The organism is Cytobacillus sp. FSL R5-0569, from assembly GCF_038007265.1.
Lineage (GTDB): Bacteria > Bacillota > Bacilli > Bacillales > Cytobacillaceae > Cytobacillus > Cytobacillus kochii.
The window spans coordinates 4434633-4451142 of record NZ_JBBOWW010000001.1; the positions used below are offsets into that span (position 1 = coordinate 4434633).

Genomic DNA, 16510 nt, shown 5'->3' on the forward strand with positions numbered 1-16510 from the left:
TGTAAACGAAGCACATTAAAATGGGGGTGGTATATGTGGAAATCATGACAAATCAGCGCTTTAGAAATGCAGGTAAATATTTGCGAGCACTCGTCATTTGTAGCTTAATAGGTTTAGCGTTAATGGTCTGCCTGCTCATCGGTATTTTCATTTATGCCAAAATTTTAGGTCCACCACCACTTGCCGTACCACAATCCACTTTATATATGGCAAGTGACGAGTCTATTATTGGTGAAAGTCACACAGGGGAGAAAAGGTATTGGGCAGATATTACTGATATTTCCCCAGACTTAATTCATGCGACGATCGCGATTGAGGATCAGAGTTTTTATGAACATCATGGCTTTGATTATAAAAGAATTGCTGGCGCCTTGCTGGCAGACCTCAAAGCAATGGCAAAGGTACAAGGTGCGAGTACTATTAGTCAGCAATACGCTAAAAACCTCTTTCTCGATCAAGATAAAACGTGGACAAGGAAAATAAAAGAAGCGTTTTATACCCTAAGAATAGAAATGAGTTACACAAAAGAGCAAATACTAGAAGGCTATTTAAATACAATCTATTACGGTAACAGGGCTTACGGTGCACAAGCAGCTAGTCAGTTTTATTTTGGAAAAGATGCAGCTGATTTAACTTTAGCCGAATCCGCTATGCTCGCAGGTATTCCAAAAGGACCAAGTGCCTATTCACCTCTTGCCTCATTTGAGAAAGCGAAACAAAGGCAAAAGTTAATCTTAACTTCTATGGTAGGGAATCAATATATTACGAAAAAGGAAATGGCAAATGCTTTCAATGAAGAGCTTACTTTCGTTGGTGAGCATCAATATTACGTGAACACTGTTGCCCCCTACTTTCAAGATGCAGTCAAAGCCGTACTAAAATCCCAATTAGACCTTGATGAAAGAATGATTGAACTTGGTGGATTACGAGTTTACACAACACTAGATCGCCAAAAACAAGAGATAGCAGAGAAAACAATTGAAGAAGTGATGACAGAAGATACTTCAATGCAAGTCGGGCTTGTATCAATGAATCCTAAAAATGGACATGTAGAAGCCATGGTTGGAGGAACAGATTATGAAGAGAGCTCATTTAATAGAGCTTTACAAGCGATTAGACAGCCTGGATCTACGATGAAGCCCCTTTTATATTACGCGGCCATTAAACAAGGATTTACACCAGCATCAACAGTAATGAGCAAACCTACTACTTTTCGGTTTGACGATGGACAATCAACATATGCACCTCATAATTATAATAATAAGTATGCAGATGGGGATATAACAATGGCGCAGGCACTAGCGCTCTCGGATAATATATATGCTGTGAAAACCCACCTTTTTTTAGGTGAAGAAACACTCGTTAAGACCGCTAAAGATTTTGGTATTCAGTCTAAGATGGCCAAAGTCCCTTCACTCGCCCTGGGTACATCCGGATTAAGAGTAACAGAGCTTGCCAATGCATACAGCATGTTAGCTAATGGTGGGAAGCGTACTGACCCTGTTTTTATAACAAGAGTTGAGGATTATAAAGGCGATGTCCTTTACGAGGCTAAGGGGTCACATGAGCAAGTATTAGATGAGGATACAGCTTTTGTCGTAACAGAGATGATGACGGGCATTTTTGATCAGACATTAAATGGATATGCTAGTGTGACTGGATCTACTATTAGCAATCAACTCACAAGACCATACGCAGCAAAATCTGGTTCGACGGAGACTGATAGCTGGATGGCTGGGTTCTCTCCCCAGCTCGTTACTGCTGTATGGACAGGTTACGATGATAATCAAACGATCGACCTTGTGAAGGAAAAGGCGTTTGCAAAGGAAATTTGGGGGAATTATATGGAAGATGCGCACCAGGGCCTACCAATCCGCCAGTTCACACCAACAAAAAATACAGTAGGCGTTTATGTTGAACCTTTCACTGGCAAACTAGCAACAGAAAATTGCCCTGTCAAACGTTTTACCTACTTTATTAAGGGAACCGAACCAACTGAATACTGTTCGCTTCACCTGCCTGAATACCAAGCAGAGGAAAAACAAAAAGAGAAAGGGCCAGCCCCTAAGGAAAAAAAGCCTTGGTACAAGAAGATATTACCATGGACTTCATAATTCGCACACAAACATGACAATAGTAGAAATAATGAAAAACCTCGACAGTAGCTGTCGAGGTTTTTCGTGTCCTAGTTCTATACAGTGCTTTGCACTAATATTAAGTTTACTTTTTTTATCCACTTGAAGCAATACTTTGTAAATTCCTTCAATAAACTGTCACAAATACGCCACAATTATGGCTGAATTTGTCTCTTATGCTTGCAAATCTGTTTTTAGTTGTTCTGATGATCTCTCCCACATACCTGCATCATAATCTTGTAGGAATTTAGCTAATACTTCTTTAGAAGAAACATCCATATGATCCACGATCACTTGACCTTTAATTGATTTATCCATTCGATTCACATGTTCAGGAAGTGACTTATACCCTCTTCTAATTGATCGATCAACTGTAAACTCACAAGCTGTTACACCCGCATAATACGTACCTTCTGCTCCACGTTCTACCGTTACCCAGATTAACCAGTATGGCTTACCATTAGGGACTTCTTCTTTTGTTTTTAAAAACTTAATGCCTTTTTCTTGTGGGCTGCGGGCATGCATTGCCCCAACCTCGATTGAAGCCTCTTTTTCATTGACATCTATAATAACCGGCGAAACATTATCTAAACTAAAAGCACCGGCCCCGAATCCACCATGCCCCTCAGTTGGGTCACTTTTAATAATATTAAACTCCATTTTTTTCTTATTCTCTGCCATTTGAAACTCCTCCTTCATCTATGCTCTCATAAATAATGTATAAAAGAATGCGCTTAGGTTTTCCATAATCGCTGGAAGTAATGTATTCAGGATAGGGCTAATCGTATATTGACTGAGCGGTGTAATCACAAGGATGAGAAAAATAAGACCTCCATAATTCTCAATTGACGTCATCTTCGCTCGCCAATCATTTGGTACTAAATCTGCAATCACCCGATAGCCATCTAAAGGCGGCAAAGGGATTAAATTAAATATGAAAAGAAGCATATTTAGACCAATAAAAATATTGAGAAACGCGAGCAACGACTCCGGCACTGTATAACCATTTCCAATTAACCAATACCATAAACCTAAAGCAAATGTAGCCAAAACAAAATTACTCAATGGACCAGCTAAAGAAACGCATACACCAGCAAGCCTCGGATTTTTAAAAAAGAAGCGGTTAACAGGGACTGGTCTCGCCCACCCAAAACCCGCTATAAAAATTAAGAGTGTCCCAATCGGATCTAAATGACTAATGGGATTCAACGTCAATCTGCCTTGATTTTTTGCCGTGGGATCACCAAATTTATAGGCGACCCACGCATGGGCAAGCTCATGAAGAGTGAAGGCAATAATTAACGTGATAGCTACATAGGGAATATCCCTAAGTGGATAGGCTAAGAATTGTTCCACACTTTAATCCCCTTTTTTAACTCATGAATGAGTGTTTTATACCTTTTCATTAACCATATGTAAACCTTATCTTTGTCATACATATTAAAGTATAACGCATCATTCCTGCAATAAGGAAATCATGCGCTACTATAAATTTGCTTGTCTAAATGAAGAAAATATGGAAAACTTAAAATAATCGTTGTTCAGAAACAGCGCGAATTCATTTAGGAGGAAGAACTTATGCCATACGTAACTGTTAAAATGCTTGAAGGACGTACAGAAGATCAAAAGAAAGCACTCGTAGAAAAAGTCACAGTAGCCGTGAGCGAAACAACAGGTGCTCCAAATGAAAAAATCACTGTATTTATCGAAGAAATGAGCAAGAACCATTATGCTGTTGGTGGCAAGCGTCTGAGCGACCAATAAAATACAAGATTAAATATATCGGCACTGACAATGTTAGTTATTCATTGGTGCCGGTTATTTTTTTTGGTGAATCCCTTAATGTAGGATTCTCTATTGTTCTTGTACACTATTATTGATTTTGCCTAGGTTCTCCATATCAAAATTCCATCTCGCTTCCTCTTTTTGACTCATTTTCGACCGAACCCAATCAAACTTTGGCTCTGCCACCTTTTTTTGTAACGTTCCCTTCCGGATCCCATTAGATTTAAGAGAACTACCCAATTCTGAGGGAAATACAACGTTTTCTTTTCAGACAAGAAAAGAAACTTCCCAGGGTGAGGAGAAGCCGGAACAAATTAAATTTTATGCGTGTATAACTATAAATCGTAAGAGCGTAAAAATACAGCATGAGATATGTGTATATTTACGGTTTAGTTGTGCTCTCATCTCCATTTTTCTTTCTGAGTGACTCGCATACTTCATTTGCGAAGCGCTCATTCTCTTTGCTCAACTTGAGTGACTCGCGAACTTCATTTGTGAAGCACTCATTCTCTTTTCTCAACTTGAGTGACTCACAAACTTCTTTTGCGAAGCGCACAGTTCCTTTTCTTACCTTGAGTGACTCACAAACTTCTTTTGCGAAGCGCTCAGTTCCTTTTCTTACTTTGAGTGACTCACAAACTTCTTTTGCGAAGCGCTCAGTTCCTTTTCTTACCTTGAGTGACTTGCAAACTTCTTTTGCGAAGCGCTCATTCTCTTTTCTCAACTTGAGTGACTCACAAACTTCTTTTGCGAAGCGCTCATTCTCTTTGCTCATCTTGAGTGACTCGCGAACTTCATTTGTGAAGCACTCATTCTCTTTGCTCAACTTGAGTGAATCGCATACTTCTTTTGCGAAGCGCTCAGTTCCTTTTCTCAACTTGAGTGACTTGCAAACTTCTTTTGCGAAGCGCTCATTCTCTTTTCTCAACTTGAGTGACTTGCAAACTTCATTTGCGAAGCGCTCATTCTCTTTTCTCAACTTGAGTGACTTGCAAACTTCATTTACGAAGCGCTCATTCTCTTTTCTCAACTTGAGTGACTCACAAACTTCATTTACAAAGCGCTCATTCTCTTTTCTCAACTTGAGTGACTCACAAACTTCATTTGCGAAGCGCTCATTCTCTTTGCTCAACTTGAGTGACTTGCAAACTTCATTTGCGAAGCGCTCATTCTCTTTGCTCAACTTGAGTGACTCACAAACTCTAATCCATCAAAACAGAAGCACTCAGTTCATATTACCGATTAAGGCACGCAATATCATTTTCACACGAGCATATATATGAACAACCTCAATATTAAAAAGACCGCTCCTATGATAGGATAGCGGCTTTTGTATTTAAGGCATCGATATAGTGATAAGCTTGGTTAATCTCTTCTTCTGTATATCGTTGTTTGCTTTTGAGCGTGAAGATCTTTTCCTTTACTTCTTCTTTAGGCAGTTCCTCGAAGTATAAGACAGTGGATACTAGCTCTAGAAATCTTGCTGATTGGCCATTCATATCAACGAGACAGTCTTTTAAATGAGGCATACTTACTTCATTTAATTCTAGAAATTCTGTTCCCGATTCGGTTAGTGTATAACGATATTGATAGTATCCACCTTTTTTTTCTTTAATTTCATTCAAGAATCCCATATTGCATAGCTCTTCAATACGAAGAGTGAGTTCTTCTGAATAAGGTCCATAAAAGTGAAAGGCAAATTTCTCATGAAAAGGGTAATTGATTTTTTTTGCAATGTAAATCATTTTTTGTAGCTTTTTACGGCCGACAATTTCATCCGAGGCAGCAATGGCATGAATGATTTTTGCATGGTCTTTCAGCACATTGATTCATCTCCTAATTATTTATTACGTTCCATTCGAACTTTTTTATTCTAAGTCTAGTAATTTTCGTATTTGTTTCTTAATCTCTTTATGTGGCCCTTCATCATGAAGGAGATTGGCAGGATAGTATAATTTATGATCGGTCCTTCTTTTACCTGAGATAGCATCAACAATCGATGATTCCCGAGATAATTCCCTTACCTCTCCATTTTTCGATAATAAATGAATCGGTAAACGCTCCTCTTCTTCACCCGGTCGATAAAAATCATAAGGTAAATCAGAGGAAGAATCGACAACTAAGTAATATTCAGGGTCAATTCCCGCTTTTAAAAATAAGATAGACAGCTCTGACAGTTTCTTATATTCCTTGGCTGGGTCAAATTCAACATACTTAAAGAGATGACGGTCTAAGAAACGTTGCGCTAAATCACTTAAAATCTCATCTTCTTCCCACTGCCACATTTGGAAATAGTATAGAACAATTGATTCATCCAGATGAATGTAATCATCCACCGTTATTTCGCCTTTAAATAAAGAATAAAAATGAGCAGGGGCTTGTTTGAACTGATAAGATTCTTCATATAGAGCCTTTGCCCTATGGAGTATTTTTGTTAAGATCACCTCTGCACTTCTCGTTACAGGGTGAAAATACACTTGCCAATACATTTGGTATCGACTCATTATGTAATCCTCAACAGCATGCATGCCACTTTGTTTAATCACAACCTGGTCTTCCCTTGGCCTCATCACTCGTAAAATACGTTCCATATCAAAATGACCATAACTCACGCCTGTAAAATAGGCATCTCTTTGTAAGTAATCCATCCGGTCGGCATCAATTTGACTAGAGATTAAACTGATAACTAATTTGTTTTTAGACGTTTTCGCAATTATTTCTTCTACTTTTTTTGGAAAATCATCACTTACTCTTCTTAACACATTGTTGACTTCTGTGTTACTGAGAATAATTTTCTTTGTAAAATTTTCATGATCTAAGCCAAATACCTTTTCAAAGGAATGCGAGAACGGCCCATGACCTAAATCATGTAACAATGCTGCACAAAGGGTTAATAAACGATCGTCATCATTCCACTCTGGACGTCCTTTGAAGACATCATCGACAATTCGCCTAACAATTTCATAGACACCAAGCGAATGATTAAATCGGCTATGTTCCGCTCCGTGAAAGGTAAGAAAGGTTGTTCCTAATTGTTTAATCCTTCTTAGACGTTGGAATTCTTTAGTACCAATCAAATCCCAGATAAGACGATCTTTCACGTGAATATAACGGTGAACAGGATCTTTAAATACCTTTTCTTCAGTTAATTTTTCTGTCGCATATGACATCATGACACCTCCCTTTTTATATAGACATAACCAATATATTAACTTCTTTTTTTACCTTTAAACATTTGATTGCTCTTCATCAGTTTTTTTTTACTTCCCCTATTATATCTTTCTCTTTCTCTTGTTTCACCCCCCGAATGTAATAGACCAACCTCTCCTGCACATACGAACCCCTGTCCTAGTTGTTTTTTGGCGAAATGAGAATTTTTTTCGACATTTTTAACATGATTTACCATACGTATCTATTAGAAACCATCTTCTACTATCCTTTCAAACATAGAATGTATAAAACCTTGTATTCTTGACAATCCTATTGCTAAAGCTTAACTATTATAAAAATTTAGGGAGTTGAGATCATGAAAGTACGTCAAGATGCATGGTCAGAGGAAAATGATTTATTATTAGCAGAAACGGTTTTAAGGCATGTCCGTGAAGGTAGTACGCAATTAAATGCATTTGAAGAAGTTGGAGATAAGTTGAATCGCACATCAGCAGCTTGCGGGTTTCGCTGGAATGCAGTTGTACGGCACCAATATGAAAAAGCCCTTCAACTAGCAAAAAAACAACGAAAGCAACGACAAAGAATGCTTGGCAAAGAGCAAGGTGGAAAGAAAAAACTATTATATTCACCACCAGTTCCTACATTAGATGACGTAGAAACAGCGATGGAGCCGATGAATGATTTGCTATTTGAAGAACCTGAAGTCACAACACCTAATGCGGCTCCTACTGAAGAAGTGAAGACACCTGTATTCAAAACGGAGGAAACTTCATCATCTAATATGACGATGGCAAGTGTCATTCAATACCTTGAATCATTAAGTCACTCAAGTATTAAACTGGATATCTTAAAAAATGAGAATGAAAGACTTAAGCGCGAGAATGCTTCTTTAAAGGCTAGAAACCAAGAATTAGCGGCAAGAGTAAGCAAGCTAGAGCAGAATAGTGTCACTATCCAAGAAGATTACGAGACATTAATGAATATTATGAACCGTGCTCGAAAATTAGCGATTTTAGATGATGAGGAAAGAACCGCCACTAAATTCAAAATGGATCGTAATGGCAATTTAGAAAAACTAGCAGAATAAATGATTAGACTGTGGTTTACCACAAACACATACAAAAATAACTGAGTAAAAGGCTGAACCAGCTTACTCAGTTATTTTCTATTTAGCGTGACTTACTAGATTAAGATTTATTCGTACATTTGATAGGCCCTCCACCAGTGGTAAAACGAGCAAAAGAGCACCTGTTTTCATTCTAAAATCTGCAAATTATTCGGGAGTTGCCTGGACCCATATTATTTCTTGTTCATGATTTTTTCGTTTCTATCGACTACACGGTCGAAATAGTTTTCAAACATTGGTGCTTCAGTGACGGTTAACTGACCTGAATGAAGCGTGCCACTATGTTTCTTTAATGTTTGTAGGAAGCGGAGCATCACATCTTCTATGGTGAATTCCGTTTGGAGTAGTTCAGCTAGCGAAGCCATCACTGTTGGATCAATGTCAGGATAAGTAAACTTAGTCTTCTCATCCTCTTTACTAATACGGTAAAATTCTTGAATGATCTGCGCTCGTTCACTGCCGCTGCCATTTACACAAAGGTAGATTTGCACAGCGACACCCTTTCTCAATCTGCGTTGTGAAATGCCTGCAAATTTCTGGTCGCCAATGCTTAGATCATAACTCCCCGGACAGTAGGACTTGGTGATCTCTTTCGCTTCAATTTCTACGGGAAAATCGGCGAACATTTCTTTCACTAAAAACCACATCGCATCATATCCACGGTTAATATCAATACCTTTTTCCGTTTCCTGCAGCACTAAAGTAATATTCAAGACACCTTCATCGAGAACAACCGCAAGCCCACCTGAATTCCGCACAATACAGTCATAACCTTGTTGCTGTAAAAATTGAACCCCTGCGTTAATAAAAGGCAGTTTTGTATCTTGAATACCAAGTACGACTGTGCGGTCATGCACCCAGCTTCTCGCAGTAGCAGGAGAGAGTCCCGCCCCAACCGAAGCGCATAAAGTATCATCCATACCGAAAGAGTGAAGTGCACTGACAAATCGCCCTGATTGCGACTGATCAATTATACGCCATTCTTTTTGTTCTAATAAATTTAAAGCCTCTTCCATTCCTTCTGCTCCTTTACCATTTAAGAACTATTCGACTAAAGCTTGGCTAGCCGTAATAATCGCAAGCTTATAGACATCTTCCTCATTACAACCGCGGGAAAGATCATTAACCGGTTGATTCAAACCTTGTAAAATCGGACCTACCGCTTCAAATCCACCTAATCTTTGCGCTAACTTATAGCCAATATTTCCTGCTTCGAGGCTTGGGAATACAAAGACATTTGCTTGTCCATTGATTGGTGAACCCGGCGCTTTTTTCTCTGCGACAGAAGGTACGAACGCTGCGTCAAACTGAAGCTCTCCATCAATGACAAGCTCTGAATTTTTTTCTTTTGCCATAGTTACTGCCTCAATGACCTTATCAGTTTCTGGAGAATTTGCAGATCCTTTTGTCGAAAAGCTCAACATAGCCACACGAGGATCAATATCCATCATTTTTGCTGTTTTTGCACTCTCTACAGCGATTTCTGCTAATCCTTCTGCATCAGGGGAAATATTGATCGCACAGTCAGCAAAAACATATTGTTCTTCCCCACGAACCATAATAAATACACCAGAGGTCCTTTTCACCCCTGCTTTTGTTTTAATAATTTGTAATGCCGGTCTGACAGTGTCTGCTGTTGAATGTGCCGCTCCACTTACCAAGCCGTCCGCTTTGTTTGCATAAACAAGCATCGTTCCAAAATAGTTTTCATCCAAAAGAATTTCCTTTGCTGCTTCCGCTGTTACTTTCCCTTTTCTCCGGTCGACGAATACAGGAAGCAATTCATCCATATACTCACTATTTTTTGGGTCAATGATTGTACAATTTTCTAAAGAAACCCCTAATTTAGTGGCCTGATTAGTAATTCCCTCTTCATCTCCAAGTAAAATAGGTACAAGAATGCCTTCCTCAGCTAAGCGACTGGCAGCAATAAGAATTCTATCGTCTGTACCTTCAGGAAAAACGATTTTCAAGCTCTTCCCGTTTATTTTTGCTTTCATTATTTCAAATAAGTTGCTCATATTAAGCCCCTCCAATTAATCATTTAAATGCAATTATTTCTTCTCTTCTTCCATTACAATAGACCGCTCGTTAAATAGCAATAGAAAAGGCAAATGTCGGTTAATTCCAAAAAATGAATTCTCTTAAATAAAACAGTGCACTGAAGCTCTTCATTCATATCATACTTATAACCTATCCATTAAGCAAAATAACTAATCAACACTAGCTAGTTTTAATCGTGTGGTTTGCTGGCTAAACTATGGTATAGTAAACATGAAGTAAATAGTACATATATGAGGAGCGATGACAATGAACGAAGCAGCAAAAACTCTTGACGGCTGGTATTGTCTCCATGACTTCCGTGCCATCGATTGGACTACATGGAAAATGATTTCTAGCGATGAGCGTGAAGCCGCTATTCACGAATTTCTATCACTGGTTGATAAATGGAACACCACGCAAGCTGCCGAGCAAGGTAGCCATGCACTATATACAATTGTCGGTCAAAAAGCAGACTTTATGATGATGCTTTTACGCCCAACAATGGAAGAATTAAATGAGCTAGAAAACGAATTCAATAAAACAAAATTAGCAGAATATACGATTCCGACTTTCTCTTATGTTTCTGTCGTAGAATTAAGTAACTATATGGCAGGAGATTCTAATGAAGACCCTTATCAGAATCCTCATGTGAGAAGTCGACTATATCCAACACTTCCACAAGCGAAATATGTTTGTTTCTATCCAATGGATAAGCGTAGACAAGGTGAGGATAACTGGTATATGCTCCCAATGGATCAACGTCGTGAATTAATGCGCAGCCATGGTCTCATCGGGCGCTCTTATGCTGGCAAAGTTAAACAAATCATCACTGGCTCAGTTGGATTTGACGATTATGAGTGGGGCGTCACTTTATTTGCCGACGATGTGCTACAATTCAAAAAGCTCGTATACGAAATGCGTTTTGATGAAGTAAGTGCTCGTTACGGAGAGTTCGGTGCCTTCTATGTAGGCAACCTATTACCAGAAAGTGGCTTAAGTAAGTTTTTACATGTTAATTAATCGATATTGTTCCCGTCAATTTATTGGCGGGAGTTTTTTTGTCATAAAAGAAAAGGCTTATACATAGTTATAAATAGTGAGTTTATGAATAAGCCTCTATCTAGCAACATGGCAAAACTTTTAAGAGGTGATTGTATGGGCGTGATAGCCTACACAGAAGCAGATGTAAAGCTACTAGCAAGACTTTTGCGTGCAGAAGCAGAAGGTGAAGGAAATCTTGGTATGTTAATGGTTGGCAATGTCGGCGTCAATCGCGTCCTTGGTAATTGCTTGGATTTTAAAGACATTACATCCATTAGGCAAATGGTTTTTCAAAATCCTGGTGGGTTTGAAGCAACGCAGAAAGGCTATTTTTATCAAGCGGCACGATCGAATGAATTGAACTTAGCAAGAAGAGTTTTAAAAGGCGAAAGGCAACACCCTGCTAGTAATGCTTTATGGTTTTTTAGACCAGGTGGCGATTGTCCAGCACAATGGTATAACCAATGGAATTCAGGTAGGTTCAAATCACACTGTTTCTATATCCCTACCGAATCAGATTGCCCATCTGTTTATTAATTTATTTGGAGGGAAGTGCAATGACTCAACAAGGTTATCCTTATTATGGTGGGTATCCCCAACAACAACAGCAATACAGCAACCAATATCAGCAGCAGCCTCAACAGAATTACAACACTCAACCACCTCAAGTAAACATACCAACACAAGGGATGCCAACAAACGTTCAAGGTCAATCAACAGGTCAACTGCCAATGGAACAATCCTTTATTGAAAATATTCTCAGATTAAATCGCGGCAAGCTTGCATCCATTTATACAACATTTGAAAATAATTCACAATGGAATGCCAAAGTGTTTAAAGGAATCATTGAAGCAGCTGGACGTGATCATGTCATTATTAGTGACCCCGAAACGGGTGAGCGCTACTTAATCCCAATGATTTATTTAGATTATGTTGTTTTTCCTGAGGAGATTGAATACTATTATCCAGCACAATTAACACAATACAACCCAAGGTAAGCAGAAAAGCGGAAGGCGCCCGCCTTTCGGCGACAAGCATAAGACGAGCCGGCGGAAAGGTTGTTCTTTAACCTTTTTGACAGCTTTGACTTATGACCTCGAGCTCCATGACGCTGGAGCTAGACATGATGAAAAGCGGAAGCGGCTCGCTCTGGAGCGACAAGCATAAGACGAAGATGGCTGTGAGGTTGTCCTTTACCTCATAGACAGCTTTGACTTATGACCTCGAGCTCCATGACGCTGGAGCTAGACATGATAACTCATTGAACAATTTTATACTTTCTTTTGAAAAAGGGCTGAACATCATAAATGTTCAGCCCTTCATTATTATAGGTGTTTTACAGCAAATACAAGAATAAGTACCCAACCTACAAGGAATGCTACACCACCAATAGGTGTAATGGCGCCTAATATGGATATTTTCGTTAATGCTAAGATATATAAACTTCCAGAGAAAAATAAGATACCAAATGCCATTAACCAGCCCGACCAAGTTAATAAGGAAGAGTCTGGCATTTTCGATAATAATAAAGCAACAATAAAAATTCCAATAGCATGGAACATTTGATATTGTACAGCCGTTTGCCAATTATCCATATACTTGCCTACTACTTTACCTTCTAAAGCATGGGCACCAAATGCACCAAATGCAACTGCTAGAAAGGCAAAAATCGCCCCAATAATGATGAAAAGCTTCATTTATTTTCAGCCTCTTTCTTTTAAGTATATATTTAGTATAACAGGTAAAGCAAAGCCACTCCTTAAAAGTCAAAAATTGACTCACCGTTTGCCTCATCACCCATTTTCATTGGTTTTTCATTCAGGCTTACCTGTTGAGGACTGGGGATATTCGTCTGGGTAGTTACCATCGGTTGTTGCTGCGTTTGCGCCGCCCGGACTGCTCCCGTTGATTGTTGATCAAGAATCACTTCACACAACGTTTTAATAGCATGGACTCTTTCTCTTACTGCCGATTCATTTAACCCCTTCGCCTCACTAATCTCAGCTTCCATTTTACTTAGCATTTTCTCGATTGAAATACTCATGTATTCACCTACTTCATCTACCATCTTTTTCTTCTTATAGTGTATCAGTTCTTCTTTTCAAAACGCAAACACGATTGCCCTGACGCAGTATGAACCTCCATCGATGGCCATTTTTTTGTTTTAAAACCAAATGCCTTGCAGCCTCTGGGAAATCTTTGATCCCATGTAACATAGAAAAATTTACATTTGACACAGCTTACCTTTTTCTCCGGCATTTCGACAGCACCCCTCTCGTTTCACGTGAAACATGACGAAAAGTCTTATAAATTGTCTATTTTCCAATCTATCGGTTTCTCTCCCCATTCTAACAATTTTTGATTAATTTTTGAGAATGGCTTGCTACCAAAGAAGCCTCTATGAGCAGATAACGGACTCGGATGGGGCGCGAGGATAGTGGCATGTTTTTCTGTATTAATTAACTTTAACTTCGCTTGCGCGGGCTTCCCCCACAACACAAAAATAATAGGCTTCTCTCTATGATTTAAAGAAGTAATAATATGATTCGTAAACTCTTCCCACCCTTGTCCACGATGAGCATTGGCCTCTCCTTCTCTTACTGTTAATACCGTATTTAATAATAATACCCCCTGCTTCGCCCAAGAAATGAGGCAACCATGGTTAGGTATGGGACAACCAATATCTGCTTCTAATTCTTTATATATATTTCGTAGAGAGGGCGGAATTTTCACACCAGGTTGTACCGAAAAGCTTAAGCCATGCGCCTGATTGGCACCATGATATGGGTCTTGACCAAGGATAACCACCTTTGTCTCTTCAAAGCTCGTATATTCCAATGCATTAAAGATATTTCCCTTTACAGGATAAATCGTATGATGCCGATATTCCTGTTCTAAAAAGCTCATCAACTTTTGGAAGTAAGGCTTTTCTTTCTCCGGAGAAAGTCTATTCTGCCAATCCGAATTCATCTCTTTCTCTCCTTCATTAGTTTTTATACTATTTTCATTGATTATTAGATATACTATAGAGAATACAATTAACTGCTCGGAAATGAAAGCACGAAAGCGGAAAGGATGAGGTGATAGATAAAATGAAGGTTGCCTTAATACACGCAACAACGACTGCTTTAAAGCCTATAGAAGAAGCGTTTAGAAAAGTGGCGCCTGAGGTTGAATTATTACATTTCATGGATACTCACTTACTGACGATGATTGAAGAAAGCGGCTCATTGACACCAGAAATTGCTCGACGCTTTTCAAAATCTGTCTCTTTAGCAGCGGAAGCTCGCCCTGATTGTATTCAGCTAACTTGTTCGGCATTCAATCCTTTAACAGCTATCCTTCAACCACTTTGTCGAGTGAAAATGTTCCGTTCAGACGAAGCGATGCTAGATGAGGCTTTAGAATATAATCGTATCGGTTTAATCTCTACCGTCAGAGAAACACCCGAAGCGCTAATTAATTACCTACAAGCACGTCAACCGAACTGTGCCATTGAATCTGTTGTTGATCCTGGCATCATCCATCTACTTTTTGAAGGAAAAAAAGAAGAGCATGACGAAAGAGTCAGGAGAATGGTGGCGGAAATGGATGGAAAGGTAGATGTCATCGTCCTCTCGCAATACAGCATGGCACATGTAGCTAACCAAGTAACACCCAACACCCCTATTCTTGTTGCACCGGAAGCAACTGCGAAACGGTGTTTTCAATATATACTGCAAAAATGATTTAAGAAACAAGCATAATCACTGCTTGTTTCTTTTATTTACTAAATTGCTCTACTGTTCATTTTTATTAAGAAATGTTTGTATCGATACGGATTCAAATGAAGCCACCTATTCACAAGGAATGATAAATTCATATAGTAGTTGCTCACTATTTAGTAGCTTCACACATTAAACATTTCTAGCTTGTCCTGGTTCATTCAATGACTGCTGCTTTGTGTTTCGTAAAATAATCGCCAAAGCAACAAGGAATAAACAAGCAGACACTTGAAAGATAAAAGTTACTGATACCACACTTTTTAATATGCCTACTAATGTTATACTCATTACCATAGACCCACTAAACAGAGGCACTAAAATACCGTTGACCCTCCCTATAAGATGATCATTCGTATTTTTTAATACCATTGTATGAATGCCAATTTGAATAACCGGAAGAAATACCCCATATAAAAATTGTCCTAATAGTGTTAGCATAAGTACTGTTGAATAGCCAATTATACTTATAGATATCGCGGTCATTGCCACTCCTATTGCTAAAAACTTCATCGGTTGTATCTTACTAGATAAAGTAAATGATATTACTCCACCAATCACCATTCCTAAGCCATTTATCATGAGAAGCCACTGTAAATACTCTGTTCCTAATGACAATTTTTCCATGACAATAAAAATGTTCATTGGTTGAATGAGCCCTACTGCTAGTCCTGCAAATAAGAAACATGCTCCCAGCGCTTTTAATTGATTATTTTTAAGGACGTATTTTATTCCACCCCTCATATCATCCAAAATATTGGCTATATGTATGGACGACTCCCTTTCAATATTTTTACTCTCTGTAATGAAAAACAACGAAAAAGCAGATAATAGAAAGGCACTTCCAGTTATTAAAATGGAAGGGAGAAGGCCTAAGTTTTCATAAACAATGGTACCAATGACCGGCCCCATTATCATAAAAACAGCAGATAAGGTTTGATAAAGAGACATCGCAGGCTGTAATAGTTTGTCTGGGAGATTTTGCTTAAATAACTTCATACCCGCTGGTTGTGAAAGCTGGGAAAGTACTGCAGAAATTAAAGTAATAAAAAAGACAACTTTCCAAGTACTAAAAAGTAGCGCAGCAAAAATAGCAAAAATTGATATTGCCGTAAGAATATCACACCATACCATCGTCTTCTTTGGTCGCCAACGGTCTGCAAATGTTCCTCCTAGGAAAGAAAACAAGAAAATGGGGGCATACTCCGCAAGCATAATAAAAGAAATGGCTATAGCGTTCCCATTCGTTTGTTCAGTAACAAATAGTAATATCGAAAAGTTCCTAATCCAAATACCCATTTGAAGAAATAAGGCAGAGAAAAGGATACAATAAATAAAGCGGTTATTAAAAATTGAACTCACCTTTCATTCTCCTTTTTGAATACTTTCACACAAATTTAAAAGCATAAACGATCTTATTCTCGTCCAAAATACCCACAGAATTGAGA

General features: G+C 38.6%; 18 protein-coding genes. 7 read left to right on the plus strand and 11 right to left on the minus strand.

Annotated elements, in window-relative coordinates; all coding sequences use genetic code 11:
• The first annotated feature begins 35 nt into the window (after positions 1-35).
• Positions 36-2114 carry a transglycosylase domain-containing protein gene (locus tag MKX78_RS22525; RefSeq protein ID WP_341052511.1) on the plus strand — a complete coding sequence of 693 codons (2079 nt, stop codon included), beginning with the start codon at positions 36-38 and terminating at the stop codon, positions 2112-2114.
• Positions 2115-2309: 195 nt separating this feature from the next.
• On the opposite strand, the gene MKX78_RS22530 is transcribed toward MKX78_RS22525, so the two are convergent.
• Together MKX78_RS22530 and MKX78_RS22535 are read right to left on the minus strand one after the other, a co-directional pair.
• Positions 2310-2816, minus strand: coding sequence for a YwhD family protein (locus MKX78_RS22530; protein ID WP_095371545.1), 507 nt, complete (start codon positions 2814-2816; stop codon positions 2310-2312).
• An 18-nt stretch (positions 2817-2834) separates the two neighbouring features.
• Positions 2835-3491: a site-2 protease family protein gene (locus tag MKX78_RS22535; protein ID WP_341052514.1), complete on the minus strand. Its 657-nt coding sequence runs from the start codon at positions 3489-3491 to the stop codon at positions 2835-2837.
• A gap of 222 nt (positions 3492-3713) precedes the next feature.
• Between MKX78_RS22535 and MKX78_RS22540 the strand changes: the two genes are divergently transcribed.
• On the plus strand, positions 3714-3899 hold the full coding sequence (locus MKX78_RS22540; RefSeq protein ID WP_095371543.1) for a 2-hydroxymuconate tautomerase: 186 nt from the start codon (positions 3714-3716) through the stop codon (positions 3897-3899).
• A 403-nt stretch (positions 3900-4302) separates the two neighbouring features.
• On the opposite strand, the gene MKX78_RS22545 is transcribed toward MKX78_RS22540, so the two are convergent.
• From MKX78_RS22545 to MKX78_RS22555, 3 genes are all read right to left on the minus strand, one after another.
• A complete protein-coding gene (locus MKX78_RS22545; RefSeq protein WP_341052517.1) occupies positions 4303-5103 on the minus strand; it encodes a hypothetical protein in 801 nt (266 codons plus the stop codon).
• 127 nt (positions 5104-5230) lie between these two features.
• Positions 5231-5743 (minus strand): YwgA family protein, encoded by a 513-nt coding sequence (locus MKX78_RS22550; protein ID WP_095371540.1) that lies wholly within the window; start codon positions 5741-5743, stop codon positions 5231-5233.
• A gap of 45 nt (positions 5744-5788) precedes the next feature.
• Positions 5789-7090 (minus strand): HD domain-containing protein, encoded by a 1302-nt coding sequence (locus tag MKX78_RS22555; protein WP_095371539.1) that lies wholly within the window; start codon positions 7088-7090, stop codon positions 5789-5791.
• A 356-nt stretch (positions 7091-7446) separates the two neighbouring features.
• Here MKX78_RS22555 and MKX78_RS22560 point away from each other — a divergent pair, with 356 nt between their 5' ends.
• Complete coding sequence (locus MKX78_RS22560) at positions 7447-8178, plus strand: RsfA family transcriptional regulator (RefSeq protein WP_095371537.1); 732 nt, start codon at positions 7447-7449, stop codon at positions 8176-8178.
• Between the two features lie 212 nt (positions 8179-8390).
• Here the strand turns inward: MKX78_RS22560 and MKX78_RS22565 are convergent, their stop codons facing one another.
• Together MKX78_RS22565 and pta are read right to left on the minus strand one after the other, a co-directional pair.
• The gene (locus tag MKX78_RS22565; RefSeq protein WP_322909851.1) at positions 8391-9233 is read right to left on the minus strand and encodes a lipoate--protein ligase family protein; all 843 of its coding nucleotides are present in this window, start codon (positions 9231-9233) and stop codon (positions 8391-8393) included.
• Positions 9234-9260: 27 nt separating this feature from the next.
• The gene (gene pta, locus MKX78_RS22570; RefSeq protein WP_095371535.1) at positions 9261-10238 is read right to left on the minus strand and encodes a phosphate acetyltransferase; all 978 of its coding nucleotides are present in this window, start codon (positions 10236-10238) and stop codon (positions 9261-9263) included.
• 289 nt (positions 10239-10527) lie between these two features.
• Here pta and hemQ point away from each other — a divergent pair, with 289 nt between their 5' ends.
• From hemQ to gerQ, 3 genes are all read left to right on the plus strand, one after another.
• Complete coding sequence (gene hemQ, locus MKX78_RS22575) at positions 10528-11280, plus strand: hydrogen peroxide-dependent heme synthase (protein ID WP_095371534.1); 753 nt, start codon at positions 10528-10530, stop codon at positions 11278-11280.
• A gap of 135 nt (positions 11281-11415) precedes the next feature.
• On the plus strand, positions 11416-11838 hold the full coding sequence (locus MKX78_RS22580) for a cell wall hydrolase (protein ID WP_095371533.1): 423 nt from the start codon (positions 11416-11418) through the stop codon (positions 11836-11838).
• Between the two features lie 20 nt (positions 11839-11858).
• Positions 11859-12299 carry a spore coat protein GerQ gene (gene gerQ, locus MKX78_RS22585; RefSeq protein WP_307316542.1) on the plus strand — a complete coding sequence of 147 codons (441 nt, stop codon included), beginning with the start codon at positions 11859-11861 and terminating at the stop codon, positions 12297-12299.
• A 327-nt stretch (positions 12300-12626) separates the two neighbouring features.
• On the opposite strand, the gene MKX78_RS22590 is transcribed toward gerQ, so the two are convergent.
• The 3 genes from MKX78_RS22590 to MKX78_RS22600 form a co-directional block, all read right to left on the minus strand.
• Positions 12627-12998 carry a DUF423 domain-containing protein gene (locus MKX78_RS22590; protein WP_095371531.1) on the minus strand — a complete coding sequence of 124 codons (372 nt, stop codon included), beginning with the start codon at positions 12996-12998 and terminating at the stop codon, positions 12627-12629.
• A gap of 62 nt (positions 12999-13060) precedes the next feature.
• Entirely contained in the window at positions 13061-13345 is a 285-nt protein-coding gene (locus tag MKX78_RS22595; RefSeq protein WP_157733858.1) for a YwdI family protein, read from the minus strand.
• 260 nt (positions 13346-13605) lie between these two features.
• Entirely contained in the window at positions 13606-14271 is a 666-nt protein-coding gene (locus tag MKX78_RS22600) for a uracil-DNA glycosylase (RefSeq protein ID WP_322909853.1), read from the minus strand.
• A 122-nt stretch (positions 14272-14393) separates the two neighbouring features.
• On the opposite strand from MKX78_RS22600, the gene MKX78_RS22605 reads away from it, so the two are divergent.
• Positions 14394-15029 carry an aspartate/glutamate racemase family protein gene (locus MKX78_RS22605; RefSeq protein WP_095371527.1) on the plus strand — a complete coding sequence of 212 codons (636 nt, stop codon included), beginning with the start codon at positions 14394-14396 and terminating at the stop codon, positions 15027-15029.
• 168 nt (positions 15030-15197) lie between these two features.
• On the opposite strand, the gene MKX78_RS22610 is transcribed toward MKX78_RS22605, so the two are convergent.
• Complete coding sequence (locus MKX78_RS22610; protein WP_095371526.1) at positions 15198-16424, minus strand: MFS transporter; 1227 nt, start codon at positions 16422-16424, stop codon at positions 15198-15200.
• Positions 16425-16510 lie beyond the last annotated feature (86 nt).